Origin of the sequence: Streptomyces aurantiaciflavus, from assembly GCF_049808595.1 — a bacterium.
GTDB lineage: Bacteria > Actinomycetota > Actinomycetes > Streptomycetales > Streptomycetaceae > Streptomyces.
The window spans coordinates 34,974-58,991 of record NZ_JBNCAQ010000043.1; the positions used below are offsets into that span (position 1 = coordinate 34,974).

Here is a 24,018-nt window from a genome sequence, read left to right on the forward strand (position 1 = left end):
CGAGCCGCTGTTCGGAGTCGGGGTCCGGGGTCTGGGCAGGAAAGACAGCAAGGGGGAGACTGCGCCGATGACCACCCGTCTCACACACCGGTACGACGGTGAACCGCCGCTGTACGGCGGCTGCGGCCCGTCCTGGTGTACGGCGTGACCGCCGTCGAGCGTGCCGCCGGCCCGCCCGTTTCCGCCGACCGTCTGCCCGCCCTGCGGCGCCGTACGACCGCGGTGCTGGTCTCGAGCCAGATCCTCGGCGGGCTCGGCGTCACCACGGGCCTCGCGCTGGGCACCGTACTGGCCCAGCAGGTCAGCGGTACCGAGGCGCTGTCCGGGCTCGCGCCCACCGCGACCGTCGCCGGTACGGCCGTGCTGTCGATGCCGATGGCCGCGCTGATGACCGCGCGCGGGCGCCGGCCGGGGCTGGTGCTGGGCTACCTCGTGGGCGCCCTTGGCGCCGGTGTGGTCGTGCTGGCGGCGGGGGTGGGGAGCTTTCCGCTGCTGCTGTGCGGCATGGCCGCGTTCGGCGCTGCGTCGTCGGCGAACCTGCAGGCGCGGTTCGCGGCCGCCGACCTGGCCGAGCCGCAGCGGCGGGCCCGGGCGATCTCGCACGTCGTGTGGGCGACCACCCTCGGCGCGGTCCTGGGGCCGAATATCGCCGCGCCCGCCGGCCGCAGCGTCTCCGGCCTCGGGACACCCGAGGCGGCGGGGCCGTTCCTGTGGGCGGCGGGGATCTTCCTCACAGCGGCGGTCGTGGTGGCCGTGCTGCTGCGTCCCGACCCTCTGCTGACGGCCCGCGCGCTCGCCCCGGAGGACGAACGCTCCCCCGGGGCCCGTTCCCTGCGCGCCGGGCTGGACGCCGTCCTCGCCTCGCCCCGTGCCCGGCTCGCGCTCGTGACGGTGGCCGTGTCGCACACGGCGATGGTCTCGGTCATGTCGATGACCCCGGTCGACCTCGCCCACCACGGGGCGGGCATCGATCTGATCGGGCTGGTCATCAGCGGGCACATCGCGGGCATGTACGCGTTCTCGCCGCTGATGGGGCGGCTGGCGGACCGGGTGGGACGGCTGTCGGTGACAGGGCTCGCGGCAGGACTGCTGGCCTGTGCGCTGTTCCTGGCCGGGACGGCGGGTGACCGGCACGGGCAGACCGCCGTCGGGCTCTTCGTGCTGGGTCTCGGATGGTCGGCCGGTCTGGTGTCCGGCTCCGCGCTGCTCACGGACGCGGTGCCGCAGTCCGCGCGGGCCGCCGCCCAGGGCCTGTCGGACCTCGCCATGAACACCTCGGCCGGCGTCGGCGGAGCGATCGCCGGACTGATGGTGGCACAGGCGAGCTACGCGTGGCTGAACCTGGCCGCGGCGTGCCTGCTCGTCCCCATGGCGGGGCTGGCGCTGTTCACGCGGGGCAGCGCGGCGGGAGGCGCACCGGGCGGCGGCTGAGACAGGGGTGGGCGGGGCCGGCCGGGTCACCCGCGCGTCAGTCGTAGTGCCGTACCTCGATGACGTTGCCGTCCGGGTCGCGGAAGTAGAAGCTGCGGGTTGCCTTGCCGCGGGCGCCGAAGGATCCGTGGGAGACCTCCGACACGGGGACGGCGTGGTCCGCCAGGCGCGTACCGAGTGCGTCGAAGGCCTCCCGGGGCAGGGAGAGACAGATGTGGTTCACCGGATGTCCCGCGCTGTCGGCGGCCCCGGGGAGCATCGTCATGCGTTCCGCCGTGGTCAGCGGCATCAGGTCGAGGAGCGCTTCGTCGTTGACGCGTACGGAGGGGAACGGCGCCTCGCCCGCGGCGAACTCGTCGACCCGGACGGGCTCCAGGCCGACGGTCCTCTCGTAGAAGTCGGCCGCGGCAAGCGGGTCGCGGACCCACAGGACGACGTGGTCGAGACGTGTGGCGTTGTCCGTCATGCATTCCAGGCTGGTGTCGTCCCCCACAGGCCGCAAGGGTTTGACCGGAGGCGCCGCCCGCCAGAGATGAGGGAAGACCGAAGGACGGGAGGCAGGCCGTGGTGCTGGTGGTGTCGGAAGAGGTGCGGGAGGCGGTCGACGCGCGTCGCCCCGTGGTGGCCCTGGAGTCCACGATCATCGCCCATGGGCTGCCGCGCCCGCGCAACGTGCAGGTGGCGCTGGAGCTGGAGCAGGTCGTGCGCGCGGAGGGCGCCGTACCGGCGACGATCGCCGTGCTGGACGGGCGGCCCCACGTCGGCCTCGACAAGGAGCAGCTGGAGCGGGTCGCCAACGAGGACGGGATCCGCAAGCTGGGCCACCGTGATCTGCCGCTCGCGGTGGCCTCGGGGGCGAGCGGGGCGACCACGGTGTCGGCGACGGCGCTGCTGGCGGCGCTGGCGGGGGTACGCGTGTTCGCGACGGGCGGGCTCGGCGGGGTGCACCGGGAGTGGACGGTGACCCAGGACGAGTCGGCCGATCTGGGGCTGCTGGCGCGCACGCGGATCACCGTGGTGTGCGCCGGGGTGAAGTCGATCCTGGACGTGCCGGCGACCCTGCAGCGGCTGGAGACGCTGGGTGTCGCCGTGGCCGGGTACGGCACGGACCGCTTCCCGGGCTTCTACCTGTCCGACTCCGGGCATCCGGTCGACTGGACACTGGACAGCCCGCAGCAGGTCGCGGAGGTGATGCGGGCTCAGGACAGGCTGGGCGCACCGGAGTCCGCGCTGATCGTCGCCAATCCGGTGCCGGAGGCCGAGCAGCTGGATCCGGAGCTGCACGCGCGTGTGCTCACCGACGCGCTGCACGCGTGCGAGACGGAGGGCGTGACCGGCCAGGCCGTGACACCGTTCCTGCTCGACTACCTGGTCCGGCACACCGACGGCGCGTCCCTGAGCGCCAATCTGGCGGCCGTGCGCGGCAACGTACGCCTTGCGGGACGGATCGCCGCGGCGTGGGCCGGGGTGTGACCGGGGCGGTGGACGGGGCCGGCGGGGCGGGCGGGCCGGAACGGGGAGCCGGTGAGCCCGCGGCCGGGCGTCCGCGCGGCGGGTCCTTGCTGGTCGTCGGGGATGTCGTGACGGACGTCGTCGCGCGGCATCGGGGGCCGCTGGCCTCGGGGACGGACACGGCTGCCGTGATCCGGACCCTGCCGGGCGGGGCGGGCGCCAACGTGGCGTGCTGGGCGGCGCACTGGGGGTGTGCGGACGTACGGCTGCTCGGTCGGGTGGGTGCGGACGCCGCGGCCTGGCACGAACGGGAGCTGATCGGCAGCGGGGTGCGGCCCCGGCTCGTCGTCGATCCCGAGGCGGCGACCGGGACGGTGATCTGCCTGGTCGACACCGGGGCGGCGGCCGAGCGGACGTTCCTCACGGACAGCGGTGCCTCGCTGCGGCTCGGTCCCGGCGACTGGTCGGATGCCCTGCTCGACGGGGTGGACCGGCTGCACCTGTCGGGTTACCTGTTGTTCTCCGCGTCCGGACGCGCGCTGGTACGGACGGCGTTGACGTCGGCACGCGCGCGTGGGGTGCCGGTGAGCCTCGACCCGGCGTCGGCGGGATTCCTGGTGAAGTTGGGTGTGGACCGCTTTCTGACGCTCGTGCAAGGTCTGGACGTGCTGCTGCCCAGTCGTGACGAGGCGTGCCTGTTGACCGGGTTGCCCGACGGGGCGGACGCGGCGGCCGAACTGAGCCGCCGTGTCCCGCTGGTGGTGGCCAAACAGGGGGCGGACGGTGCGCTGGTGGCCCGGGACGGCGCCGTGATCGCCCGGGCCCCCGCCGTCCGCGCGACACCCCGGGACACCACCGGCGCCGGCGACGCCTTCACGGGCGCGTTCCTCGCCGCCCTCCTGGCGGGCGCCGAGCCCGGGGACGCGGCGACCGAGGGGTGCAGGGCGGGCGCGCGGGCGGTGGAACGGGTGGGCGGGAGGCCGCCCACGCCCGGGGACGGCACGGCGTCGGCCGTGGCCCCGTCCGCGCCGGCCGAAGGCGTCACGGCGCCGGTGACAGGGCCGGTGACGTGTGACGGCACGACATCGGCGGTGGACAGAGCCCCCGCCGACTGAGGTTGTGCCGCTGGTGGTCCCACAGCCGGCGCGACCAGGACACATCGCCACGGCGGCGACACGTCCCGGCACCGGGCGACCGCACCACACCGCACCGCACCGCACCGGCAATCGGCAACGCCCACCGAAGACAGCACGCCGACGGTCCGTAGCCCGTACAGCCAGCGGCGACACGCCCGGGCCGGGCGACGGCACCGCACCGACTGTGGGCGCGCACCCGTCCGTTGGGAAGCGTCACGCCTCCTCCGCGATACCGCTGACGCAGATGCCGGTGCCATACGGATGCGAGGAGCGAACCGCGCGCCACGTCCCAGCCCCCGTCACACGGTGGTTGAGGAGACATCCGTCCCCAGCCTCGAGGCAGCCGTTCCCCACCCCTTGAGACAGCCGTTCCCATCCTTGAGGCAGCCGTTCCCCACCCCTTGTGACAGCCGTTCCCATCCTTGAGGCAGCCGTTCCCCACCCCTTGAGGCAACCGGCCCTACCCCTTCCGTCCCCACGCCGAGATCATCGGCGCCGTCGCCAGGTCCATGCTGCCCGAGGCGATGTTGGCGAGGTGACGGTCGATGTCCTCGTCGGTGGCCAGGTCGGCGGTGACGAGGTCGGCGCGGATCTGGCGGACCGTGGCGGCCTCCAGGGCGGCGCAGGCGGGCGAGGTGACGGGGAAGTAGGCGTCGGCCTCGACTTGGTGCAGGCCCGCTTCGCGGAGCAGGCGCGGGAGGGTTCGGCCGTAGGAGAGGTCGGCGCCCCGGTCGGCGAGGAGTTTGCGGAAGCCGTGCCGCAGCCGGTTCGCCAGTTGCTGTTCGGGGCCGTGCTCGTCGGGGCAGAGCAGGGGCTGCAGGGCGGGGTCCGCGTCCTCGACGAGGAGGCGGCCGCCGGCGCGCAGGGACTTGATCATCGACTGCAACGCCCGCTCCCGGTCCGGCACATGGACCAGGACGAGCCGGGCGTGCACCAGGTCGAAGCCGTCCGCCGGCGGCGCCTCGGCGCCGACATCGTGGACGCGTACCTCGACCGGTGGGCGGGCGGCCGGGGTCAGCCGCGAGGTGTCGATGTCGGTCGCGACGACCTTGCCGGTCGGCCCGACCTTCTTCGCCAGCCAGGACACCACGGAGGTGCCGCCCGCCCCGACCTCCCAGCAGCGCCAGCCGGGTCCGACGCCGAGGCGTTCGAGGTGCCGGAACGTCGTGGGGTCGAAGAGGGTGGCGAGAGCGTCAAAGCGTTCTCCCGCCTCGGTCCTTCGATTGTCGAGGAGGTACCCGTCGGTTCGCGTCATGCGGCGATCATCCCAGTTGCCCCGGTTGCGCGAGGCGGTCGACGCGGCCGGTGTGCCCTGGCCGGAGCGGTCGGCGCGGAGGCGGAAAGGGAAGGGGTGGGGCAAGGACGGGAAGGGGTGGGGCAGGGATGGGAGTCCGTGTCGCGGGCAGACCCTCCTCAGGCCGTCCACAGGCGGGAACAAAGCGGAACGACCCCTTTCCACAGGCTTACCCACGGCCTACGCGAGCCTGGCAGACTGGCGCGCCAGGGCGCAGGAACGCGCCACGGGGAGATCCACGAGGAGATCCAGATGACCATGGCAGGGAATCTGCGGAAGGTCACCGGCCTGGGGACGGTCGGTGGTCTGAGGAAGATGGCTCGGCTGGCCCGGCGGCGCGCCCGGGTCGATCTGAGCCACCCTGCCCGCTCCCCGCTGGGCTCCTCGGTGGTGAACTGCGTGACGTACCAGGACGGCGCCCGTGCGCCGGTCGGCGGAGATCTCGTCGACACGGTGGAGCGGGTGCGCAAGAGCGGTCACGGCTTCGTCTGGCTCGGGCTCCACGAGCCGACGAACGACGAGTTCGCGGGCATCGCCGAACTGTTCGACCTGCATCCGCTGGCGGTCGAGGACGCGGTCGAGGCCCATCAGCGCCCGAAGGTGGAGCGGTACGGCGAGACGCTGTTCGCGGTGTTCAAGACGGTCTGCTACGTCGAGCACGAGCAGTTGACGGCGACGAGCGAGGTGGTCAACACCGGCGAGATCATGGTGTTCGTCGGCCAGGACTTCGTCATCTCGGTGCGGCACGGACGGCACGGCTCGCTGGGCCCTCTGCGCGAGGAGCTGGAGTCCGACCCCCACCAGCTCGCCAAGGGGCCGTCCGCTGTGCTGCACGCGATCGCGGACCACGTGGTCGACGACTACCTCAACGTCATCGACGCCGTCCAGGCGGACATCGACCAGGTCGAGATGGATGTCTTCGCCCAGACCGGCGCGCGGGCCGACCCCGGGCGCATCTACCAGCTCAAGCGGGAGCTCCTGGAGCTGAAGCGGGCGGTGGTGCCGCTCAGCCGGCCTCTGCTGGAGCTCGCCGACCGGCCGATGCGGGTGGTCGACCTGGAGATACAGGCGTACTTCCGGGACGTCTCCGACCATCTGATGCGGGCCACGGAGCAGATCGCCGCGTTCGACGAACTGCTCAACTCGATCCTGCAGGCGCACCTCGCGCAGGTCACGGTCGCGCAGAACGAGGACATGCGGAAGATCACCGCCTGGGCCGCGATCATCGCCGTGCCGACGATGGTCTGCGGGGTGTACGGCATGAACTTCGACCACATGCCGGAGCTGCACTGGCGGTACGGCTACGGCCTGGTCATCGCGGTGATATCCGTCGCCTGCCTGGTGGTCTACCGGGGCTTCCGGCGCAACGGCTGGCTCTGATCGCCGATGTCGCCGGCGCCGGGCGCCGGCGTCAGTGCCGGGTGGGGCCGGTCCTGGCGTAGACGCTCTCCGCCCAGTGCGCCATCTGGTCCTCGGAAAGGTTCTGGGCGAGATCGGCCTCGCTGATCATGCCCACCAGGCGCTTGTTCTCGATCACCGGCAGCCGGCGGATCTGGTGCTCCTGCATCTCCTGGATCACCTCGCTGACGTCGGCTCCGGCGTCGATCCAGCGCGGTGTGCCCTGGGCCAGGTCACCGGCGGTGACCCTGGAGGGGTCGTGGCCCATGGCCACGCAGCCCACGACGATGTCCCGGTCGGTGAGGATGCCGCAGAGCCGCTCGTTCTCGTCGCTGATGGGCAGCGCTCCGACATTGAGTTCGCGCATCAGCTGGGCGGCGCGGTCGAGGGTCTCGTGAGCGGGGATCCACTGGGCGCCCCGGTGCATGATCTGTCCGGCGGTGGTCATGGTGTACCTCCCGGTGCCGGGCGGCCGGCGCGACGCGGAACGCGCCACTGTCCCGGCGCCCAGAGTTCGACGTGTACCGACCCTTCATTTTCGCCGGGCGGATCGGCGGGTGCACCTTCAGCGGCCGGGTCTTCGCGGGAGCCGCGCTTTCACGCCGAGAACCCCACCACCTTCCGCGGCACGACCCGGATGATCACGCGCACCTCGTCCTCCTTCTCCTCGGGCGGGTCGATGCCGAGGTACTTGTGCGCGAGCTCGTGCGGAAGCCGCTTGTCCTCGTCCGGGAGGATCTCGGCGGTACCGCGGATCTCGACCGAGGTGTAGGGGTTGGCGAGGTCGAAGACCGTCAGGCTGATGCGGGGGTCACGGCGGAGGTTGCGCACCTTCTGCCGTCGGTCGATGGAGGAGAAGAGGACGGTGTCGCCCTCGCGTTTGATCCACACCACGGAGTTCTGCGGGGCGCCGTCGGGGCCGAGGGTGGCGACCGAGGCGAAGTTCCTGCCGTCGAGAAGGGCACGGACGGGGGCGTCGAAGGAGAAGGAGGTGTTCGAGGAGATCGTCATGACAGCAGCATAATTACATGCACGTGCATTGAAAAGCGGTTTACCGAATCACCCGCACACGGACTCACCCTGCACCGGCTCAACCGGTCGCCGGCCGGCCGCTCACCGCCCCGGGCGTTCACCGGCTCAGGCGGCTGAGGTGCCCACCAGCCCAGGCGTTCACCGGCTCAGGCGGCTGAGGTGTCCACCAGCCCAGGCGTTCACCGGCTCGGGCGGCTGAGGTGTCCACTGGCCCAGGCGTTCTCCAGGCCAGGCGTTCACCGGCTCAGGCGCTCAGGGTCACCGACCCGGGCGTTCACCGCTCAGCCGTTCCACGCCGGATGCCGTGGGTCGTCCGCGCGGACGAGGACGTCGGCCGTGGCCGCCGGATCCGTCTCCTCGGCGTAGCGCTCGAAGGCGGGCAGCGTCCAGTGGTCGGCTTCCGGGGTGCGGCGGCGCAGGGCGGCCGGGGAGAGGGAGACGTGGACGGTGAGGTCGAAGGGGAACCAGTGGCGCAACAGGAGGGGGCCGTGCAGCAACAGGAAACCACCGGGCGGGAGTTGGACGTAGGAGCTGCGGGTGGCGCGGTCGGTGACGGGATCCCGGAGGTCGGGCAGGATCCGGCCGTCGCCGCCGGGTTCGAGGGGGTTGAACACCTCGCGCCACAGCGCGCTGGTGTCGAACCAGCCGTCGTAGTAGGCGTCCACGTCGTGGTGGCCGTGCTCCAGGCGGAGGGAGGCGGGGCGCAGGAAACCGTGGGTGCCGACGACGCGGGAGGGGCGACCGCGGGTGCGCAGCGCTTCGGTGACGCGTTCGGCGAGGTCGCCGGGGTGGGCCGCCGGGGCGCCGTCGAAGGCGATGCGCGGCCAGGGGCTGCCGTCGTCGGGCTTCAGGTCGAGCAGCCGGTCCGCGAGGAGGTCGCCGAGCCGTTCCCAGGTGATCGCTTCGAGTCGCACAGGGCCCATGATGCGTCAGGTTCCGGGCGGGATGCGTCGCGCTCGTGCGCTCGGCTGGCGGCGAGCAGATGCCGGAGGTGCGTCTCGCTCCAGGCAGGGGCAGGCACGAGCGGCGTCGGGGCGGGGATCAGGGCGCGGCCGAGGGGAGTGAGAGCGTCTTTCGAAGCGGGGGGTGTCGTCGTGCGCGGTGCGCGACAGGAGACCGTCGCGTGCCATCCCGTGGAGGCCCCTCGGACCGCAGGACGATCATGTGGTGCCGGGCTCATCAGCGGGAATGAAGCCCGTATGCCGGCCCTCGCAACTCCCCCGCCCCGCACCGGGCCTGTCGTCGTGCAGCCGCTGCGGCGGCGCCACTGCGCCGAGTGCCGGCGTGGACCGCAGCCGATGGTGGTCCTGGAGGACGGTGCGCCGCGCTGCCTCGACTGTGCCGACCTCGGCCACCTGGTGTTCCTGCCGCGCGGCGACACGGCGCTGACCCGCAGGTCACGGGAGGAGAGCGGGCTGTCGGTGGTGGTCGTCCGGTTCAACCGGCGCAAGGGGCGCTACGAGCGGCAGGGCGTCCTCGTCGAGGAGGCCGGGCTGGCCCGGGCCGAGGCACGGTGCCTGGCGGACGCCGAGGCGAGGCGGCGGCGCCGGGTGAGGGACGCGCGGCGCCGGGCGGCGGAGGACGCACGGTTCACGGAGGCCTTCGCGGCGGAGATCCTGCGGCTGCTTCCCGGCTGCCCGCCGGACCGGGCCCGCGCGATCGCCGGGCACGCGTCGGTGCGGGGCAGCGGCCGGGTGGGGCGCAGCGCCGCCGGACGGGCGTTGTCCGAGGGGGCGGTCGTCTCCGCGGTCGTGGCGTCCGTACGGCATCTGGACACGCCGTACGACCGTTTGCTGATGGGCGGGGTGCCACGGCACGAGGCACGCCTGCGGATCGCGGCGGGGGTGGAGACGGTGCTGCGGGAGTGGGGGTGGAGAGCGGGGCTCGGCTCCGCCGCGCCGTGAGGCGCCGGGTGCTCTGGACGCTCCCGTATGTTTTCGAGGCTCTCGGCGATGGTCACCGTTCACCTGCGGGAATTGACTTGGGGGTGACGGACGGTACCGGGCGTGTTCCCGGCTCGACGTGGGAGTTGACGTTGACATGATCGATGGACCGTATTTCGTGCTGACGGTGCTCGGGGTGCTGGGGACGGGGCTGGTGGCAGGGGTCTTCTACGGGTTCTCGACGTTCGTGATGAAGGGCCTCGCCTCGCTGCCGCCCGCACAGGGCGTCGCCGCGATGAAGGCGATCAACGTGACCGCGGTGATGCCGGCGTTCATGATCGTGTTCGTCGGCTCGGCGGGGGTGTGCGCGGTGCTCGCGGTGGTGACGTTCGTGCTGTGGCCCGGCGACGGGAGGGTGGAGTTGCTGCTGGGCAGCGCGCTGTATCTGTTCGGCTCGTTCGGGGTGACCATGATCGCGAACGTGCCTCGCAACGACGCCCTGCTGAAGCTGGCGCCGGGCACCGCGGAGGCGGCCTCGTACTGGCCGACGTATGTGCGCGAGTGGACGGCGTGGAACCACGTCCGTACGGTCGCCTCGGCCGGAGCCGCCCTGGCGTACGTCCTGGCTCTCACCTGACGGCAGGCCCGGTCCCCGCCCGCGAGAAAGCGCTGTCCGACCCTCTGCGCGGGGTACCGATGGGACGTATCGTGGCCGCAAGAGTGCCGCCCGATGACGCACGGCCCGCCGCACGCGTACGCAAGGAACACGGCCATGGGCGATCCCAAGGGATTCATGACCACGCCCCGCCAGGACTGGCCCCGTCGGCCGGTCGAGGAGCGGGTCCGGGACTGGGACGAGGTGTACGTCCCCGGAGCCCTGCTCCCCATCATCAGCAAGCAGGCCGACCGCTGCATGGACTGCGGTATCCCCTTCTGCCACGACGCCTGCCCGCTCGGCAACCTGATCCCCGAGTGGAACGACCTGGTGTCGCGGGAGGACTGGCGGGCGGCGAGCGACCGGCTGCACGCGACCAACAACTTCCCCGAGTTCACGGGGCGGTTGTGTCCGGCGCCCTGTGAGGCCGGCTGTGTGCTCGCCATCAACCAGCCGGCCGTCACCATCAAGAACGTCGAGGTCGCCATCGCCGACCGGGCCTGGGAGGAGGGTTTCACGCCGCCGCGGCCGCCGGACCGGCTGTCCGGGCGGACGGTCGCGGTGATCGGTTCCGGACCCACCGGTCTGGCCGCGGCGCAGCAGCTGACCCGGGCCGGGCACACGGTCGCCGTGTACGAGAAGGACGACCGGATCGGCGGTCTGATGCGGTACGGCATCCCCGCGTTCAAGATGGAGAAGCACCATCTGGACCGGCGCATCGAGCAGATGCGGGCCGAGGGGACCAAGTTCCGGACGTCGACGCAGGTCGGACGGGACGTCATGGCCGCCGATCTGCGGGCCCGCTACGACGCCGTGGTGATCGCCACCGGGGCGACCGCGTGGCGGGAACTGCACGTTCCGGGGCGGGAGCTGACCGGCATCCATCAGGCGATGGAGTACCTGCCGCTGGCCAACCGGGTGTGCGAGGGCGATCTGGAGGCCTCGCCGATGTCCGCCGCGGGCAAGCACGTCGTGATCGTGGGCGGCGGCGACACCGGCGCGGACTGTCTGGGGACGGCCGTGCGGGAGGGTGCGGCGTCCGTGACCCAGCTGGACATCTACGCCCAGCCGGGGGTGGAGCGCGACGAGGACACCGATCCCTGGCCGACGTACCCGAAGATCTACCGGCTGTCGGCGGCGCACGAGGAGGCGCGCGATCTGCAGTCGGCGCCGGCGGCGGACGCGGACGCGCGGCTGTTCGCGGCGTCCACGCTCCGCTTCACCGGCGACGAGAACGGGCATGTCCGCTCGCTGCACCTCGTCGAGGTCGACGCGGAACGGCGGCCGGTGGAGGGCACCGGGCGGGCGCTTCCGACCGACCTGGTGCTGCTCGCGCTGGGCTTCTCGGGGCCCGACCGGGAGGACGGGCTCGTCGAGCAGCTGGGGCTCGCGCTGGAGCCGCGCGGCACGATCGCCCGGGACGCGGACTTCGCGACGAACGTCCCCGGCGTGTTCGCCGCCGGGGACGCGGCACGCGGCCAGTCGCTGATCGTGTGGGCGATCGCGGAGGGGCGGGCGGTGGCGGCGGCCGTCGACCGCCATCTGACGGGAAGTTCGCGGCTGCCGGCGCCGATCGGGCCGTACGACCGGCCCATGCGCGTCTGAGCCGACGGTGTGACCGCGCCCGCCCGTCGGGGCAGCGGCGCCCGTCCGTCCCCGCCACCCTGCCCGTCGCCAGGGCCGCCCACGGCCACCGGGTCGACGGGACGTCCCGCCCACCGCCGTCCGCGGCCAGGGCCTCGGAGCCGCAGCCCGGGCGCGCGCACCTGCGGCCGCCGGCGCCCGCAGCCCCCGGAGGTCAGTGCTGCCGGCCACCGGCTTCCGCGGCCGTGTGTCAGCGCTTGCGCCCCACCGCCCCGTAGCCCGGTATCACGCCGTCGTCCTGGCCCGGCACGGGGTCGCCGAGTTCGGGGTGCCACTCGGATACCACCGCGACGCCGGGTTCGACCAGGTCGAGGGTGTCGAAGAAGCGGGCGAACTCCTCGCGGGAGCGCAGGGCCAGGGTGACGCCGGCCGCCTTCAGCTTCTCCGTGGCCGCCGCGGACTCCTCCGGGGTGAAGTCGGCGGTGGCGTGGGTCATCATCAGGTAGCTGCCGGAGGGGAGTTCGGCGAGCAGTCGGTCGACCAGTTCGTGCGCCCCGTCCTCGTCGGAGACGAAGTGCAGCAGCGCGACCAGCGACAGGGCGACCGGCCGGTCGAAGTCCAGGATCTTCCCGGCCTCTTCGACGATGGCGGCCGGGTCGCGGACGTCCGCCTGCAGGTACTCCGTGACGCCCTCGGGCGTACTGCGCAGCAGGGCGGCCGCGTGGGCCAGCACGATCGGGTCGTTGTCGCAGTAGACCACGCGTGCGTCGGGCGCGATCTGCTGGGCGACCTGGTGGAGGTTCGGCTCGGTCGGGATGCCCGTGCCGATGTCGAGGAACTGGCGGACGCCGTTCCCGGCGAGCCAGCGGGTGGCCCGGTGCATGAAGGCGCGGTTGACCCTCGCCATGACCGGGACCCGCGGGTCGAGGGCCAGCATCTGCCGGCCCATCTCCTCGTCGACGGGGTAGTTGTCCTTCCCGCCGAGGTACCAGTCGTACATCCGTGCCGGATGCGGCCTGCTGGTGTCGATCTCGAGGGGAGTGGTGGGGTCCTGCCCGGTCATGAGGCACTCCGTAAGACACAATGAGTAATCAAGTCATTACCATTACAAGGAAGTTGAACTCAGAGAAAGACAATCACGTCAGGACAGCAGGAAGTCCGCCTCCCCCGCCTTCGCCCCCTCGATGAAGGCCGTCATCTCGTCGGTGGTGTAGATCAGGGCCGGACCGTCCGGGTCGGTGGACTGACGGACGGCGATCCGGCCGTCGGCGAGCTTCATCGCCTCCAGGCAGTTCCCGCCGTTGCCGCCGCTCCACGGCTTGTGCCAGCCTTCGCTGCCCAAGTCCCGCGCGGGCATGCCGTTGTAGACCCGTTTGCGCGGCTTGATGCGATCCATTCACAGCTCCTTGCGGAGATCCCGGAGGATCTCCTTCGTGCGATGTGCCGTAGCGGCCTGCGCCGCCATGCGGTCCATGACCTCGAGGTGGGTCGCCACCTCGGTGCGCGCGTCGAGGTAGACGGCGCCGGTCAGGTACTCGCTGTAGACCATGTCCGGAAGCTCCGGCATGGCGAATCGGAAGAGCACGAAGGGCCCGTACGTGCCGGGATGCGGCCCCGAGGAGAACGGGGCGACCTGCAGCGTCACGTTGGGCAGCTTCGCGGCCTCGAGCAGTTTGTCGATCTGCGCGCGCATCACCTCCGGGCCGCCGACCGGGCGGCGCAGCACCGTCTCGTCCATGACGACCCACAAGTGGGGCGCGTCCTGACGGGTGAGCAGTTCCTGGCGTTGCATGCGCAGGTCGACGAGGCTCTCGATGTCCTCCGGCCGGGTCTGGCCGATGGCGCCGGACCTCAGGACGCCACGCGCGTAGTCCTCGGTCTGCAGCAGGCCGGGGACGAAGTGCGGCTCGTACTGGCGGATCAGGGTGGCCGCGCCCTCCAGGCTGACATGCATCGAGAACCAGCCGGGCAGGACGTCGTGGAAACGCTGCCACCAACCGGGCTTGTTGGCCTCCTCGGCCAACCGGACGAAGCCCTCGGCCTCCTCGTCGCTCACGCCGTACGCCTTCAGCAGCAGTTGGAGGTACGGAATCTTGAGGGCGACCTCGGCCATCTCCATGCGGCGGACCGTGGCGGGCGCGACGCGCAGAATACGGGCGGCTTCCTCGCGCTTGAGGCCGGCGCGCTCCCGCAGGTCCAGCAGGCGCCGGCCGAGGACGACCTGTCCCACCGTCGGCGCGGACCGCGGTTCGCTCACGCTCCACCTCCACGAAGAGCCCGCCCGGACGGTCAGTTGAGCCACGCTGGGCCCCGACCGGCCGGTCACGAAAAAGAATCCCGACAGCCCTGCGGCGCCATTCGAAACCGATTCGAAGACCTGTACGAGTGAGTACGGATCTCCGGTGATCCCAACTGGCGCCGCTCGACGTGCTGTTGCGAGCAGTGTGCCACGGCGCTCCACCGCGTCACACAGCACTCTGCATTTTTCAGAGTGACACTTGCCAAGTGTTCACGGCGCGGCGATAGTGGCAAGCGTGATTCCGTTCGCGCCCTTAGGAACAGACGCCGCCGCAGGCCACCCCCAGGGTCTCGGTGCCGCGGGAGCAGGCCCCGACCAGGCCGCTGCCGAGCGCCGGTTCCGATTCGAACTGGCCGCCCATCCGGGCTCGCCCGCGCAGGCAAGACGCCTGGCCCGGGCCCGGCTGACCGGCTGGTCGGTGTGCGAGGACACCTGTGACACGGCTGCTCTGGTCATATCCGAACTCGTCACCAACGCCATCGTGCACACCGCGAGCGGCACCGTCGTCTGCGAACTGCACGACGGCGACGACCTCGTGCGCATAGCCGTGCGCGACGAGGGCTGCGCACCGGGCGAACCGCACCCGTCCCCGCAACGCCCCGAGGAGGAGCACGGGAGGGGACTGTTCCTCGTCGACGCCCTCTGTCACGCGTGGGGCGCCCAGGAGGACGGACCGGGCCTGTTGGTCTGGGCCGACCTGCCCCGCGGCGGCGAGGGCTCCCACGATCACGCCGGACAGCGTGACGACGTCACCGAGCCCGTCTCCTGCGACGACCTCCCCGCTCCCCGGGGCGACCTCGGCTGGGGCGCCCGCCCGAAGCCGGGGCCGGCCGACGGCTCCGGCGGCGAGGACGACACCGCCGGCCACGGCGAGCAGGGGCACCGCGGCCTCGACGCGGAGGACCGGACATCCGGCCCCGGCTTCGGGCGGGCGCACCGCGCCTTCCTGGCCGACGGCCCCCTCGCGCGCGTGGCGCGGCAGCGGCAGCACGGCCCGGCGGCCGGCGGCCCCACGGCCGGTTCCGTACGGCCGGCCGACCACGCCCTCGACACCCACGGCGAGGCGCCCTCCTGGCGCCCCCACCCCGGGACCGAGCGGGACCGCGACCGGGACCCCGCGTGAGTGCCGCGCCCGGCCGGGCCCCGGCGCTCAGCCTGGACACCCTCGTACGACTCCGGCGTCGCCTGGGCGCCCCGGCGGCCCCCCGCCGCCTGATCGTGCCCGACGGCATGACGGCCCCGCTGGGCTGCGACGCCGTCGCCGTACCGGCCCGCCTCGGGTACCTGGTCATGACCCGGCTGCAACGCGTGGGCTGCGTGTACGCCGACGAGGCGAACTGGTGGTGGCTCGTCCCCTCGGACTCCGACCAGGCCCTGGAATGGCCCGCCCCCGCGCACTACGCCATAGGCGCGATCGTTCCGGACTCCCCGCAGGATCCCGCCCTCATCCACCGACCGGACGGCACGCTTCCGTACACACCGCCGATCCCCCTCTACCTGACCCTGTGCCGCCTCACGGACACACCACCCACCTGGTCGCGGCCGATCAGCGCGTAGGCCGCCTCCGCGGGAAGCCGTCCCCGCCGTGATCCGGGTACGCCCCTGCCTCCTGCGCGTACGCCCCTCCCTGCACCACGTACGCGCTTCTTACCGCGCGTAAGCCCTCCGTACAAGGTCCGCACAAGGTCCGCTCGGCGCGTACAGCGCCGCACCGGCGCACCGCGCCACCCGTTCCGCACCGATCACCCCCGACGACGCCCCCCACCTCGCGCGCGGGGCCGGGCGCACGCCCGCGCGCATCGCCTGCCCCCGTCCTGCGCCCTGCCCTCCCGCGGTCGCGCCCGCGATAGTGGCCACTTGTCCACGATCGGGGGAGGCCAACGGTGCGGAAGGTGCCGAAACTGAAGCGTCCGAAGAGCCGGAAACGGCAGCGACCCGACGAGCGCGAGGTGTCCGAGTCGGAGCGGCTGCTCTTCGGGGGTCCGCTCCGTTACGACATGGGCTGGAACCAGCACCGGGACGCCTTCCTGGAGCTGAACTTCCGCGCCATGCTGGCCCGGCTGCCCGCCCTGCTCGCCGCCAGCCTCCGCCTGGCCCGGCAGGCCGACCCACGGGCCGCATGGGTCGTACTGGCCGCGGAGGCGGGCCGAGGCGCGGTACAGGCGGTGAGCCTCCTGGCCATGAACACCATCCTGGGCCGGCTGGTCGGCGAGGGCTCGATCGAGGACCGGCTGCGCGGCGCCGCTCCCGCGCTGGCGGCGATGGCCGCGGCCCTGCTCGTCGGGGCGGTGCTGCGGGCGGCGTCGACGTACGCCACCGGGCGGCTGGAGCCCAAGGTGGAGCGGGTTGCGACCGAGCTGTACCTGGAACGGGCGGCCGCCGTGGAGCTGGCCGCGATCGAGGACCACGCCTTCCACAAGCTGCTGGACACCGCCCAGTACGGCGCCCGGTCGGCGGGCCGGATGATCATGTACGGCACGCGGGTGATCAACGCGATCATCTCGCTGGCCGCGGCGGCCGGCGTCCTGACCGTCCTGCATCCGCTTCTGCTGCCGCTGCTGGTGACGATGACACTGCCCAGCGCCTGGAGCGCCCTGACGAACGCCCGGCGCCGGTACGAGTCCTTCCACACCTGGGTGCAGCACGCGCGCGCGGGGCATCTCCTCGCGAGCCTGCTCACCGAACCGGCGGCCGCGCCGGAGATCCGCGTCCACGGGGTCGGCCCCTTCCTGCTGCGCCACTTCCGCTCGATGTCGGAGACGGCGGAGGCGGAGCAGGCCCGGCTGGCCCGGCTCGCGGCCCGCACCGGCCTGTTCGCGGCGGCCTGGACGGGCCTGGCGACGGCGGCGACGTACGCCACGCTCGGCGGGCTGCTGATCACCGGGACGATGGCGCTGGCGGTGGCGGGAACGGCCGTGATCGCGATCCGCAGCGGCTCCGCGAGCCTGAACACCCTCGTCCTGGAGATCAACCAGCTCCACGAGGAAGCCCTGTTCGTGGGCGATCTGCAACGCCTGTACGGGGAGGCGGCCGAGCGGGCGATCCCGGTGGGCGGCACGGCCCTGCCGGAGGATCCGCGGGAGATCCGCTTCGAGAACGTCAGCTTCGGCTATCCGGGCGAGTCGGCCCGTCCCGCCCTCGACGACGTCACCCTCACCCTCCCCCTCGGCCGGATCATCGCGCTCGTCGGCGAGAACGGCTCGGGCAAGACGACCCTGGTGAAGCTGCTGGCGGGGCTGTACAAGCCGGACCAGGGCCGGATCCTGTGGGACGACGTGGACGCGGCGGAGGCGGACCGGCACCAACTGGCCGAACGCATCGCGATGGTGGCGCAGGACTTCAAGCGCTGGCCGTTCACGGCCCGGGTCAACGTCGCCGTCGGCCGGTCCTCCGCGCCCCTCACCGAGGACCGGCTGTCCACCGCGATCGGCGAGGCGGGCGCCGAGGACGTGGTCGCGGACCTGCCACGGGGACTGGACACCTTGCTGGCCCGTAACTTCAGCGGCGGGCACGAGTTGTCCGGCGGACAGTGGCAGCGGCTGGGCATCGCGCGGGCGGCGTACCGGCGCGGCCGCATCCTGATCGTGGACGAGCCGACGGCGGCCCTGGACGCCCGGGCCGAGCTGGAGGTCTTCGAGAAGATCCGCGCGCTGGCCGACGGCGGCCAGACGGTCGTCCTGATCACACACCGGCTGGCGTCGGTCCGCCACGCGGACCTGGTGCACGTCCTGGACCAGGGCCGGCTCGTGGAGTCCGGCACCCCGGACGAACTGCTGGCGAAAGGCGGCGTCTACGCGGAGCTGTACGCGCTCCAGGCGGAGCAGTTCGCCACCCAGGTGCCCCCGCAGCTGTCCGCGGAGGCATCCCCACAGGTGCCCGCCTCCTCGAAGGCGGGCTGAACCGTCAGTCCGCGGCCTCGCCCCGGACGATCACCAGGAACGTGTCCGTCGCGAGGTCCATGACCACCTCGGCGGCCAGTCCCTCCATACGTCGCGCGTGCGCGAACTCCTCCGCCGGCCACGACCCGCGCGGCCCGCCTGCGGGAAAGCGTTCGAGCACTGTTCGCCCGTTCACCATCTCGCACCTCCAGACAAGCGTTGTACTTGTAGGAGTTAACGCTCCCGGGGTGCGGAACGCCTCGCCCGGTGACGGTACTGAGACGTAGTTGACACGAGTTCAGCGCGGAGTGTGAAAATCCGGTCACCCGCGGAACACAACCATCACACTGCGCGTCAGAAGTCGCACCGGTCGTGACGGCACCGCCCGAGGCTCTCTCAGGTGTCGTACTCCTGGATCCGTCTGCCGTGGCTGCGGTCCAGGAGCGCGGGCATGCGCTCCCCCAGCTCGCGTACGACCGCCGGGACGTCGAGAGTGAGCAGCTCGCGGTCGCGCATGAGGATCCGGCCGTCGACGATCGTGGTGCGTACGTCGGAGGAGCGGGCGCTGTGGACGAGGGTCGCGGCGAGGTCGTGCACGGGCTGGGTGTGCGGGCCGGTGAGGTCGACGAGGACGAGGTCGGCGCGCCGCCCGGGGGCGATGCTGCCGATCCGGTCCCCCAGTCCGACGGCTCGCGCGCTCTGCAGCGTGGCGTGGTGCAGCGCCTGGCGGGAGGTCAGCCAGCGGGGGTCGCCCTCGGTCGACTTCTGGATCAGTGAGGTGAGCGCCATCGACTCCCAGACGTCCAGGGAGTTGTTGGAGGCGGCGCCGTCCGTGGCGAGTCCGACGGGGACACCGATCTCGCGCAGGGCCCGGATCGGGGTGGTCGTGGGCCAGGCGAACTTGAGGTAGCCGCGCGGCGCGGTCGCCACGGCCGTACGGCCACGCGCGCGTGCGAGGACGGGCAGGTCGCGTTCGAGGATGCCGGTGCCGTGGGCGATGAGGACGTCGGTGTCGAGGATGCCGGTGCGTTCCAGGACCTCGACGGGGGTGAGGCCGTGCCGGGCGAGACTGGTGTCGGCCTGGTCGCGGTTCTCGGAGGCGTGCAAGTGGACGGGGAGGCCGTGGGCGCGGGCGAGTTCGGCGGTGGCGGAGAGGTCGGCGTCGGTCACGGTGTAGGGGGCGTGCGGGGCGAGGGCGGTGGTGATCCGGCCGTCGGCGCCGCCGCGGTGACGGAGCGCGAACTCCAGGGACTCCTCCCGGCCTCGCTCGCCCTGCGAGGAGAAGTACGCCTGGCCCAGGTGGGCCCGGATCCCGCACTCCGCCACGACGGCCGCGACCGCGTCCATGGCGAAGTAGTGGTCGGCGAAGCAGGTGACACCGCCGCGGATCATCTCGGCGCAGGCGAGCCGCGCGCCCAGTTCGACGTCCTGCTCGGTGAGGTTGGACTCGACCGGCCAGACGACGTCGTTGAACCACTCCTGCGTGGGCAGGTCCTCGGCGAGACCGCGCAGGGCGACCATCGGCGCGTGCGTATGGCAGTTGACCAGCCCGGGCATCGCGACCTGGCCCCGGGCGTCGAGCCGCTCGACGGCGGGGACTTCGGCCGCTTCGGCGGCGGTGACGACGGCGACGACGAGGCCGTCCCGTACGACGACGGCGGCATCCTCGAGGAACGTGACACGCTCCTCCTCGCCGCGAACCGCGTCTCCACCGGGCACGCCGGGCCCTTCCTGCCCCTCGTGCACGAGGACGGCGCAGTGGGCGATGACGAGGTCGGCGGCGCGAGATGACGTCATTGCGTCAACGTACGACGCCGTCGGCGGGTCGCGTGAGCCGTGGCGCGCACTGTGTCCCGAACCTGCCGCCGGGCCGGGGGCGGCGCGGGTGACTTGGGGAACACCCTTGGGGTCGTACGGGTGCTCGGCCCGCCCTGGCCCCACGCGGGGCACGGACAGTGGCCGCCGCGGCTCCACACGGGCCACGGGCAGTGGACCGCCCGGTCCCAGCCCCACAGCGGCGCACGGACAGTGGCCTGCCCGGCCCCAGCGGTATGCCGCCGCGCCGGCGCTACACCGCGACGGGCAGAGCCGGTATCCGGAGTCCGGCCCGCTCGCGTTCCTCTGCCAGTTCGTCCAGGAGTTCGGCCAGGTGGGCGGCGTGCTCGGGGGTGAGGCGCCCCGTGTCGTCGAGGTGTACGGCGCAGGCGGTGGTGGTGTCGACGAGCCGTTCGAGGGTGTCGGCGATCTCTTCCGCGCCTTCGGAGTGCCGGGCGAGCGCGGGGAGTTCGGCGGCGGCACGGGAGATGGCGCCGCGGGCCTCGGCGAGGGTGCGGTAGGCCTCGCGGCGCAGGGTCCAGCGGACGGCGCGGCGGTCGGGGCCGGTGTCCGCGCGCAGTGCGGGGGCGTCGGACTCGCGCAGCACATGGGCGAGGTAGGCGTGCGCGGCGCTCACGGCCGCGGCGAGCCGCGCACGCACCCCGCCGGCCCGCTGTCCCGGCATCGGCAGATGTCCCACGATCAGCACGATCGCGCAGGCCAGCAGCGTTTCACCGATCCGGCCGGCGGAGGCCTGCGGCTCGCCGCCGACCATCACCAGGGCGAGGACGAGGACGGTGACGACGGCGGTCTGCGCGGCGAAGTGCCGCGTGGCGACGGGAATGAGCGCTCCGCTGAGGGCGACGAGCGCGATCAGCCCCTCCGGCCGGGGCAGCACGGCGGCGAACCCGGCGAAGACGAGGGCCCCGAGGACGGTCCCGGCCGCACGGCACAGCACACGTGAGGCGAGCGGACCGAGGTCGGGCTTGACCAGGAAGACGGTGGTGGCGGGCAGCCAGTACCAGTGTTCGTGCTGCCCGTACCAGCGGGCGTGATGCAGAACCTGGGCGACGGCAACGCCGGCCCCGAAGCAGAGGGCGACCCGCAGCCCGTACTCCCGTCCACCGGCCCCGAAAGCGGCCCGGAGCAGTTCGCCGACACCGCGCCGACGGGTGTGCAGGTCGCTCCCCTTGCCCCGGTCGAAGGCTTCGGCGGCCCGCAGCAGGGCGTCGTCGAGTGCACGCAGCCCGGGCGCCGAACGGCTGGGGGCGGGCAACGGCCCGGTGTGCGTGTTCTCGCGCACGGCGGCGGCCAGCCGCCGGGGCCCTTCGGACGTCCGCCCGGCGACGGGGTCCCCCGCCCAGGCCAGCGCGGTCGCGGCCTCGGCGAGCGGCAACGCGGCGGCGTACTGCGCGTGCAGCCGCCGCTCGGCCGCGGAAGTGGCGTAGCGCCGCAGCCGGGGCCCGGCGAGAGCGTCCTGCGCGTGATCGAGGGCGGCGGTGAGTGCGGCGCGCCGGGCGGTGGCCTCCGGCGAGCCCGTGGCATCGAGAAGCTCCGCCACGGCGTCGTAGACGGCCGCGACGGCCTCCCGCTCCCCGTCGAACCGGAAGTCTCCGGCGAGGGCGCCGGGGGTCGGGAGGACCAGCCGCAGCGCGATGAGCCACCCGGCCCCCACGAGGAAGGCGAGCGCCCGCTGCCACCCGGACTCGGGCAACGGCATCCCCGCCCCGATGGCGGAGGCGACGAGCAACTGGGTCCCGGCACCGGAGGCGACAGGCCCCACGGCGCTGACACTCCCGGCGACCAGCCCGACGAGAGTGAGCAGCACGGTCAGCACCACGGGCCCGGCGCGCTCCCCGGCGTACGTCCCCAAGAGGAGTCCCGCGGCTCCCGCCAGCGCGGGCGCGCCGAGCCGCTTCACCGAGACGCGTCGGCTGCCGGGCCGGTCGTTGATCCCGGCGAGCATGGCGGCGATCGCGGCGACGACCCCGAGTGACGTACGGCCGGCGAGCACAGCGACGAGGAGCAGCGGCCCTGCGGCCAGCGCGGCGCGCACGACCGCGCTCCAGGGCACAGGGCCGCGCTGAGCGCGCAGGGCGTGGGCGAGCCAGGGCGGCAGAGCGCCGAGTGTGCGAACGGCAACGGCGGAACGCGGGGACACGAAGCTCCTGTCGGGACGAGGGCGGGGTGTGCCTTCGGGCGACGGCGGCCGGGGCTGTGGAGTGTGCGCTGTGGTGCGTGTGCGGCGGTGTGCGGGCTGTGTCTCCACGGTACGGCGCGATCTTGGTGGAGGTCGCACGGTTACGTTTCGCCGAGGTGACACTTCGCCCGGATCCCGCGTTCTTTATGAACGCAACCCCTTGGGGGCGTCGAACAGGCGGCTCCTCACGCGCGCGACGCCGTCGCCGCCTCCACCCTCTCCGCGAAGAGCACCCCGGCCCGTTCGAGCGCCTCCGGGACGCTCCCTCGGCCCACCTCGGCCACGAGGTCGTCGACCTCCCTGAGCCCGGCCCGCTCCAGCAACCGCTTCTCGTTCGTCACCCACTCCCCGCGCGCGGCCAGCACGGCGTGCCCGGTCTGCGTGGCGGCCACGGCCAGCGCACCGGCTGTCTCCGTCCGTCGGCCGTGGGGGGCGTGGGCGGCCGCGGCGTAGGCGAGGGTGGCGCGCGCGGTGCCGTACCAGCGTTCGCACGCCGTCCGGCGCAGCTTCTGCGGATACGCGGCCGGCCGCGGGAGTTCACCGCGCAGCACCCGGTTGATCGCCAGCTCCGCGACGACCAGGTAGCTCGGAATCCCCGCGAGATGGAACATCAACGGCTCCACCCGGAACCGCCCCTCCTCCGCCTCCGCCGACTCGTGCTCCACCACGTCGAGGTCGCGGTAGTGGACGTCGACGCGCCGCCCGTCGACCGTCAGCCAGGCACCCCCGTTGAACACCCCGCCACCCCAGCCGCCGACCTCGCAGACCTCGCCCTCCCAGCCGAGGGCGCGCAGATCGGCTGGGTCGAAGGGGCCGCGGTAGTAGATCGCCAGGTCCCAGTCGCTGTCGGGGGTGGGGGTGCCCTGGGCGCGGGAGCCGCCGAGGGCGACGGCCCGGACGGTGGGGAGGGAGGCCAGGCGGTCGGCGGTGGCGTCGAGGAAGGCGGAGTCGTCGAGAGTGGCCATGAGCGCAGCGTACGGAGCCGTGGGGTGTGTCTCCACGCGATTTCTCCGGCGGTTGGACACGGGTCGGCCTGCGGCGACTGCGGCCGCGAGGGTGATTGTCAGTGGTACGCGTTATCAATGAAGTCGTCACTCAGCGTAACGACGGGGGAGATGATGATGACGCGCGGAAGGAATCGCAAGCAGCCGGAGGGAAACGGGCGCGAGCCGGAAGGTGACCCGAGGCCGGAAGGTGACCGGAAGCCGGAAGGCAGTCCGCCGCCGCAAGGCAGTCCGCCGCCGCAAGGCAGTCCGCCGCCGCAAGGCAGTCCGCCGCCGGAAGGCAGTCCGCGGCCAGAAAGCGGTCCGGACGCGCCGTCGGCGCGCACTCATCTGTCGGCGGCCGGGCTGCGGGCGCGTGGGTGGACGTCGGGCATGGTGCGCCAACTGCTCGGTGAGCCGGATTTGTTGCGGGCCAACCCGCTGTTCCCCACGGCTCCGCAGACCCGCCTCTACCTCGTGGAGCGGGTCGAGGCGGCCGAGTGGAGCGACGAGTTCCGGGCCGTGGCGGCCGCTGCCGCACGGCGGTCCGCCGCGGCGCGGGCCGCCGCCCTCCGCAGGCGGCGAGAAGTGCTGGCGCGGATCGCGGCGGAACCTCTGGAGGTGCCGCGGCTGGCTGCGGACCGGCTGGCGGCGGCCGCGGTCGAGCACCGCAACCGCCGGGACGGGGAACGGGTGGGCGAGCGATGGAGCCAGGTGCCCGGTCCGCCCGCCACGGTCGAGAGTGCCGACTCCGACGCGCTCGTCCGCTGGAAAGTGACCTATCTGCGTCATCGGCTGACCCGCTACGACGAGCTGTTGGACGGTCTGCACGCCGGCACCGGGCGCGCGGCGGCCGAGGAGTTGCTGCGGCGCAGGGTCTACGCGGCCATCGCCGAGGCGTACCCCGAACTTGCACAGGAGTGCGAACGCCGGCTGAGTGAACGGGAGTGCGGTCCACCGCCGGGATGACATGGCCGG

22 protein-coding genes and 1 pseudogene are annotated in these 24,018 nt (G+C 72.9%); 11 read left to right on the forward strand and 12 right to left on the reverse strand.

Annotated features, from left to right (window positions below; all coding sequences use genetic code 11):
• Positions 1-144: 144 nt before the first annotated feature.
• Positions 145-1,431 (forward strand): MFS transporter, encoded by a 1,287-nt coding sequence (locus tag ACPT94_RS36330; RefSeq protein ID WP_360341954.1) that lies wholly within the window; start codon positions 145-147, stop codon positions 1,429-1,431.
• Positions 1,432-1,468: 37 nt separating this feature from the next.
• Here ACPT94_RS36330 and ACPT94_RS36335 read toward each other — a convergent pair whose 3' ends face one another.
• Positions 1,469-1,897 (reverse strand): VOC family protein, encoded by a 429-nt coding sequence (locus ACPT94_RS36335; protein WP_360341957.1) that lies wholly within the window; start codon positions 1,895-1,897, stop codon positions 1,469-1,471.
• 101 nt (positions 1,898-1,998) lie between these two features.
• On the opposite strand from ACPT94_RS36335, the gene ACPT94_RS36340 reads away from it, so the two are divergent.
• On the forward strand, positions 1,999-2,904 hold the full coding sequence (locus ACPT94_RS36340) for a pseudouridine-5'-phosphate glycosidase (protein ID WP_425247819.1): 906 nt from the start codon (positions 1,999-2,001) through the stop codon (positions 2,902-2,904).
• Between the two features lie 86 nt (positions 2,905-2,990).
• Complete coding sequence (locus tag ACPT94_RS36345) at positions 2,991-3,998, forward strand: carbohydrate kinase family protein (protein ID WP_360342076.1); 1,008 nt, start codon at positions 2,991-2,993, stop codon at positions 3,996-3,998.
• Positions 3,999-4,479: 481 nt separating this feature from the next.
• Here ACPT94_RS36345 and ACPT94_RS36350 read toward each other — a convergent pair whose 3' ends face one another.
• Positions 4,480-5,274 (reverse strand): methyltransferase, encoded by a 795-nt coding sequence (locus tag ACPT94_RS36350; protein ID WP_360341960.1) that lies wholly within the window; start codon positions 5,272-5,274, stop codon positions 4,480-4,482.
• A gap of 291 nt (positions 5,275-5,565) precedes the next feature.
• On the opposite strand from ACPT94_RS36350, the gene ACPT94_RS36355 reads away from it, so the two are divergent.
• On the forward strand, positions 5,566-6,693 hold the full coding sequence (locus ACPT94_RS36355) for a magnesium and cobalt transport protein CorA (RefSeq protein ID WP_425247809.1): 1,128 nt from the start codon (positions 5,566-5,568) through the stop codon (positions 6,691-6,693).
• 31 nt (positions 6,694-6,724) lie between these two features.
• Here ACPT94_RS36355 and ACPT94_RS36360 read toward each other — a convergent pair whose 3' ends face one another.
• From ACPT94_RS36360 to ACPT94_RS36370, 3 genes are all read right to left on the reverse strand, one after another.
• The gene (locus ACPT94_RS36360; RefSeq protein WP_360341963.1) at positions 6,725-7,159 is read right to left on the reverse strand and encodes a CBS domain-containing protein; all 435 of its coding nucleotides are present in this window, start codon (positions 7,157-7,159) and stop codon (positions 6,725-6,727) included.
• 149 nt (positions 7,160-7,308) lie between these two features.
• On the reverse strand, positions 7,309-7,722 hold the full coding sequence (locus ACPT94_RS36365) for a PPOX class F420-dependent oxidoreductase (RefSeq protein WP_360341966.1): 414 nt from the start codon (positions 7,720-7,722) through the stop codon (positions 7,309-7,311).
• 302 nt (positions 7,723-8,024) lie between these two features.
• The gene (locus ACPT94_RS36370; protein WP_425247810.1) at positions 8,025-8,666 is read right to left on the reverse strand and encodes a nucleoside/nucleotide kinase family protein; all 642 of its coding nucleotides are present in this window, start codon (positions 8,664-8,666) and stop codon (positions 8,025-8,027) included.
• A 276-nt stretch (positions 8,667-8,942) separates the two neighbouring features.
• On the opposite strand from ACPT94_RS36370, the gene ACPT94_RS36375 reads away from it, so the two are divergent.
• The 3 genes from ACPT94_RS36375 to ACPT94_RS36385 all read left to right on the forward strand — a co-directional run bounded on the left by ACPT94_RS36375 (position 8,943) and on the right by ACPT94_RS36385 (position 11,886).
• Positions 8,943-9,647, forward strand: a complete 705-nt coding sequence (locus tag ACPT94_RS36375; protein WP_360341972.1) for a DUF2293 domain-containing protein — start codon at positions 8,943-8,945, stop codon at positions 9,645-9,647.
• 136 nt (positions 9,648-9,783) lie between these two features.
• Positions 9,784-10,263: an anthrone oxygenase family protein gene (locus tag ACPT94_RS36380; protein ID WP_360341975.1), complete on the forward strand. Its 480-nt coding sequence runs from the start codon at positions 9,784-9,786 to the stop codon at positions 10,261-10,263.
• Positions 10,264-10,398: 135 nt separating this feature from the next.
• A complete protein-coding gene (locus tag ACPT94_RS36385) occupies positions 10,399-11,886 on the forward strand; it encodes a glutamate synthase subunit beta (RefSeq protein ID WP_425247811.1) in 1,488 nt (495 codons plus the stop codon).
• 229 nt (positions 11,887-12,115) lie between these two features.
• Here the strand turns inward: ACPT94_RS36385 and ACPT94_RS36390 are convergent, their stop codons facing one another.
• The 3 genes from ACPT94_RS36390 to ACPT94_RS36400 form a co-directional block, all read right to left on the reverse strand.
• Complete coding sequence (locus ACPT94_RS36390) at positions 12,116-12,928, reverse strand: SAM-dependent methyltransferase (protein ID WP_425247812.1); 813 nt, start codon at positions 12,926-12,928, stop codon at positions 12,116-12,118.
• Between the two features lie 78 nt (positions 12,929-13,006).
• Complete coding sequence (locus tag ACPT94_RS36395) at positions 13,007-13,261, reverse strand: DUF397 domain-containing protein (RefSeq protein ID WP_057580268.1); 255 nt, start codon at positions 13,259-13,261, stop codon at positions 13,007-13,009.
• The gene (locus ACPT94_RS36400) at positions 13,262-14,122 is read right to left on the reverse strand and encodes a Sco1979 family transcriptional regulator (RefSeq protein WP_360341985.1); all 861 of its coding nucleotides are present in this window, start codon (positions 14,120-14,122) and stop codon (positions 13,262-13,264) included.
• Between the two features lie 268 nt (positions 14,123-14,390).
• Here ACPT94_RS36400 and ACPT94_RS36405 point away from each other — a divergent pair.
• The 3 genes and pseudogenes from ACPT94_RS36405 to ACPT94_RS36415 all read left to right on the forward strand — a co-directional run.
• Positions 14,391-15,029, forward strand: a pseudogene (locus tag ACPT94_RS36405) (ATP-binding protein); the annotation flags it as partial.
• Between the two features lie 254 nt (positions 15,030-15,283).
• Entirely contained in the window at positions 15,284-15,721 is a 438-nt protein-coding gene (locus ACPT94_RS36410; RefSeq protein ID WP_360341988.1) for a hypothetical protein, read from the forward strand.
• Positions 15,722-16,161: 440 nt separating this feature from the next.
• Positions 16,162-18,063 (forward strand): ABC transporter ATP-binding protein, encoded by a 1,902-nt coding sequence (locus ACPT94_RS36415; protein WP_360342079.1) that lies wholly within the window; start codon positions 16,162-16,164, stop codon positions 18,061-18,063.
• Between the two features lie 4 nt (positions 18,064-18,067).
• On the opposite strand, the gene ACPT94_RS36420 is transcribed toward ACPT94_RS36415, so the two are convergent.
• The 4 genes from ACPT94_RS36420 to ACPT94_RS36435 all read right to left on the reverse strand — a co-directional run bounded on the left by ACPT94_RS36420 (position 18,068) and on the right by ACPT94_RS36435 (position 23,022).
• The gene (locus ACPT94_RS36420) at positions 18,068-18,241 is read right to left on the reverse strand and encodes a DUF8839 family protein (protein ID WP_360341991.1); all 174 of its coding nucleotides are present in this window, start codon (positions 18,239-18,241) and stop codon (positions 18,068-18,070) included.
• A 197-nt stretch (positions 18,242-18,438) separates the two neighbouring features.
• A complete protein-coding gene (locus tag ACPT94_RS36425; protein WP_360341994.1) occupies positions 18,439-19,839 on the reverse strand; it encodes an amidohydrolase in 1,401 nt (466 codons plus the stop codon).
• Between the two features lie 271 nt (positions 19,840-20,110).
• Complete coding sequence (locus tag ACPT94_RS36430) at positions 20,111-22,018, reverse strand: FUSC family protein (RefSeq protein WP_360341997.1); 1,908 nt, start codon at positions 22,016-22,018, stop codon at positions 20,111-20,113.
• Between the two features lie 224 nt (positions 22,019-22,242).
• Positions 22,243-23,022, reverse strand: a complete 780-nt coding sequence (locus ACPT94_RS36435) for a nucleotidyltransferase domain-containing protein (protein WP_360342000.1) — start codon at positions 23,020-23,022, stop codon at positions 22,243-22,245.
• 411 nt (positions 23,023-23,433) lie between these two features.
• Here ACPT94_RS36435 and ACPT94_RS36440 point away from each other — a divergent pair, with 411 nt between their 5' ends.
• Positions 23,434-24,009 (forward strand): hypothetical protein, encoded by a 576-nt coding sequence (locus ACPT94_RS36440; protein ID WP_360342003.1) that lies wholly within the window; start codon positions 23,434-23,436, stop codon positions 24,007-24,009.
• Positions 24,010-24,018: the final 9 nt, after the last annotated feature.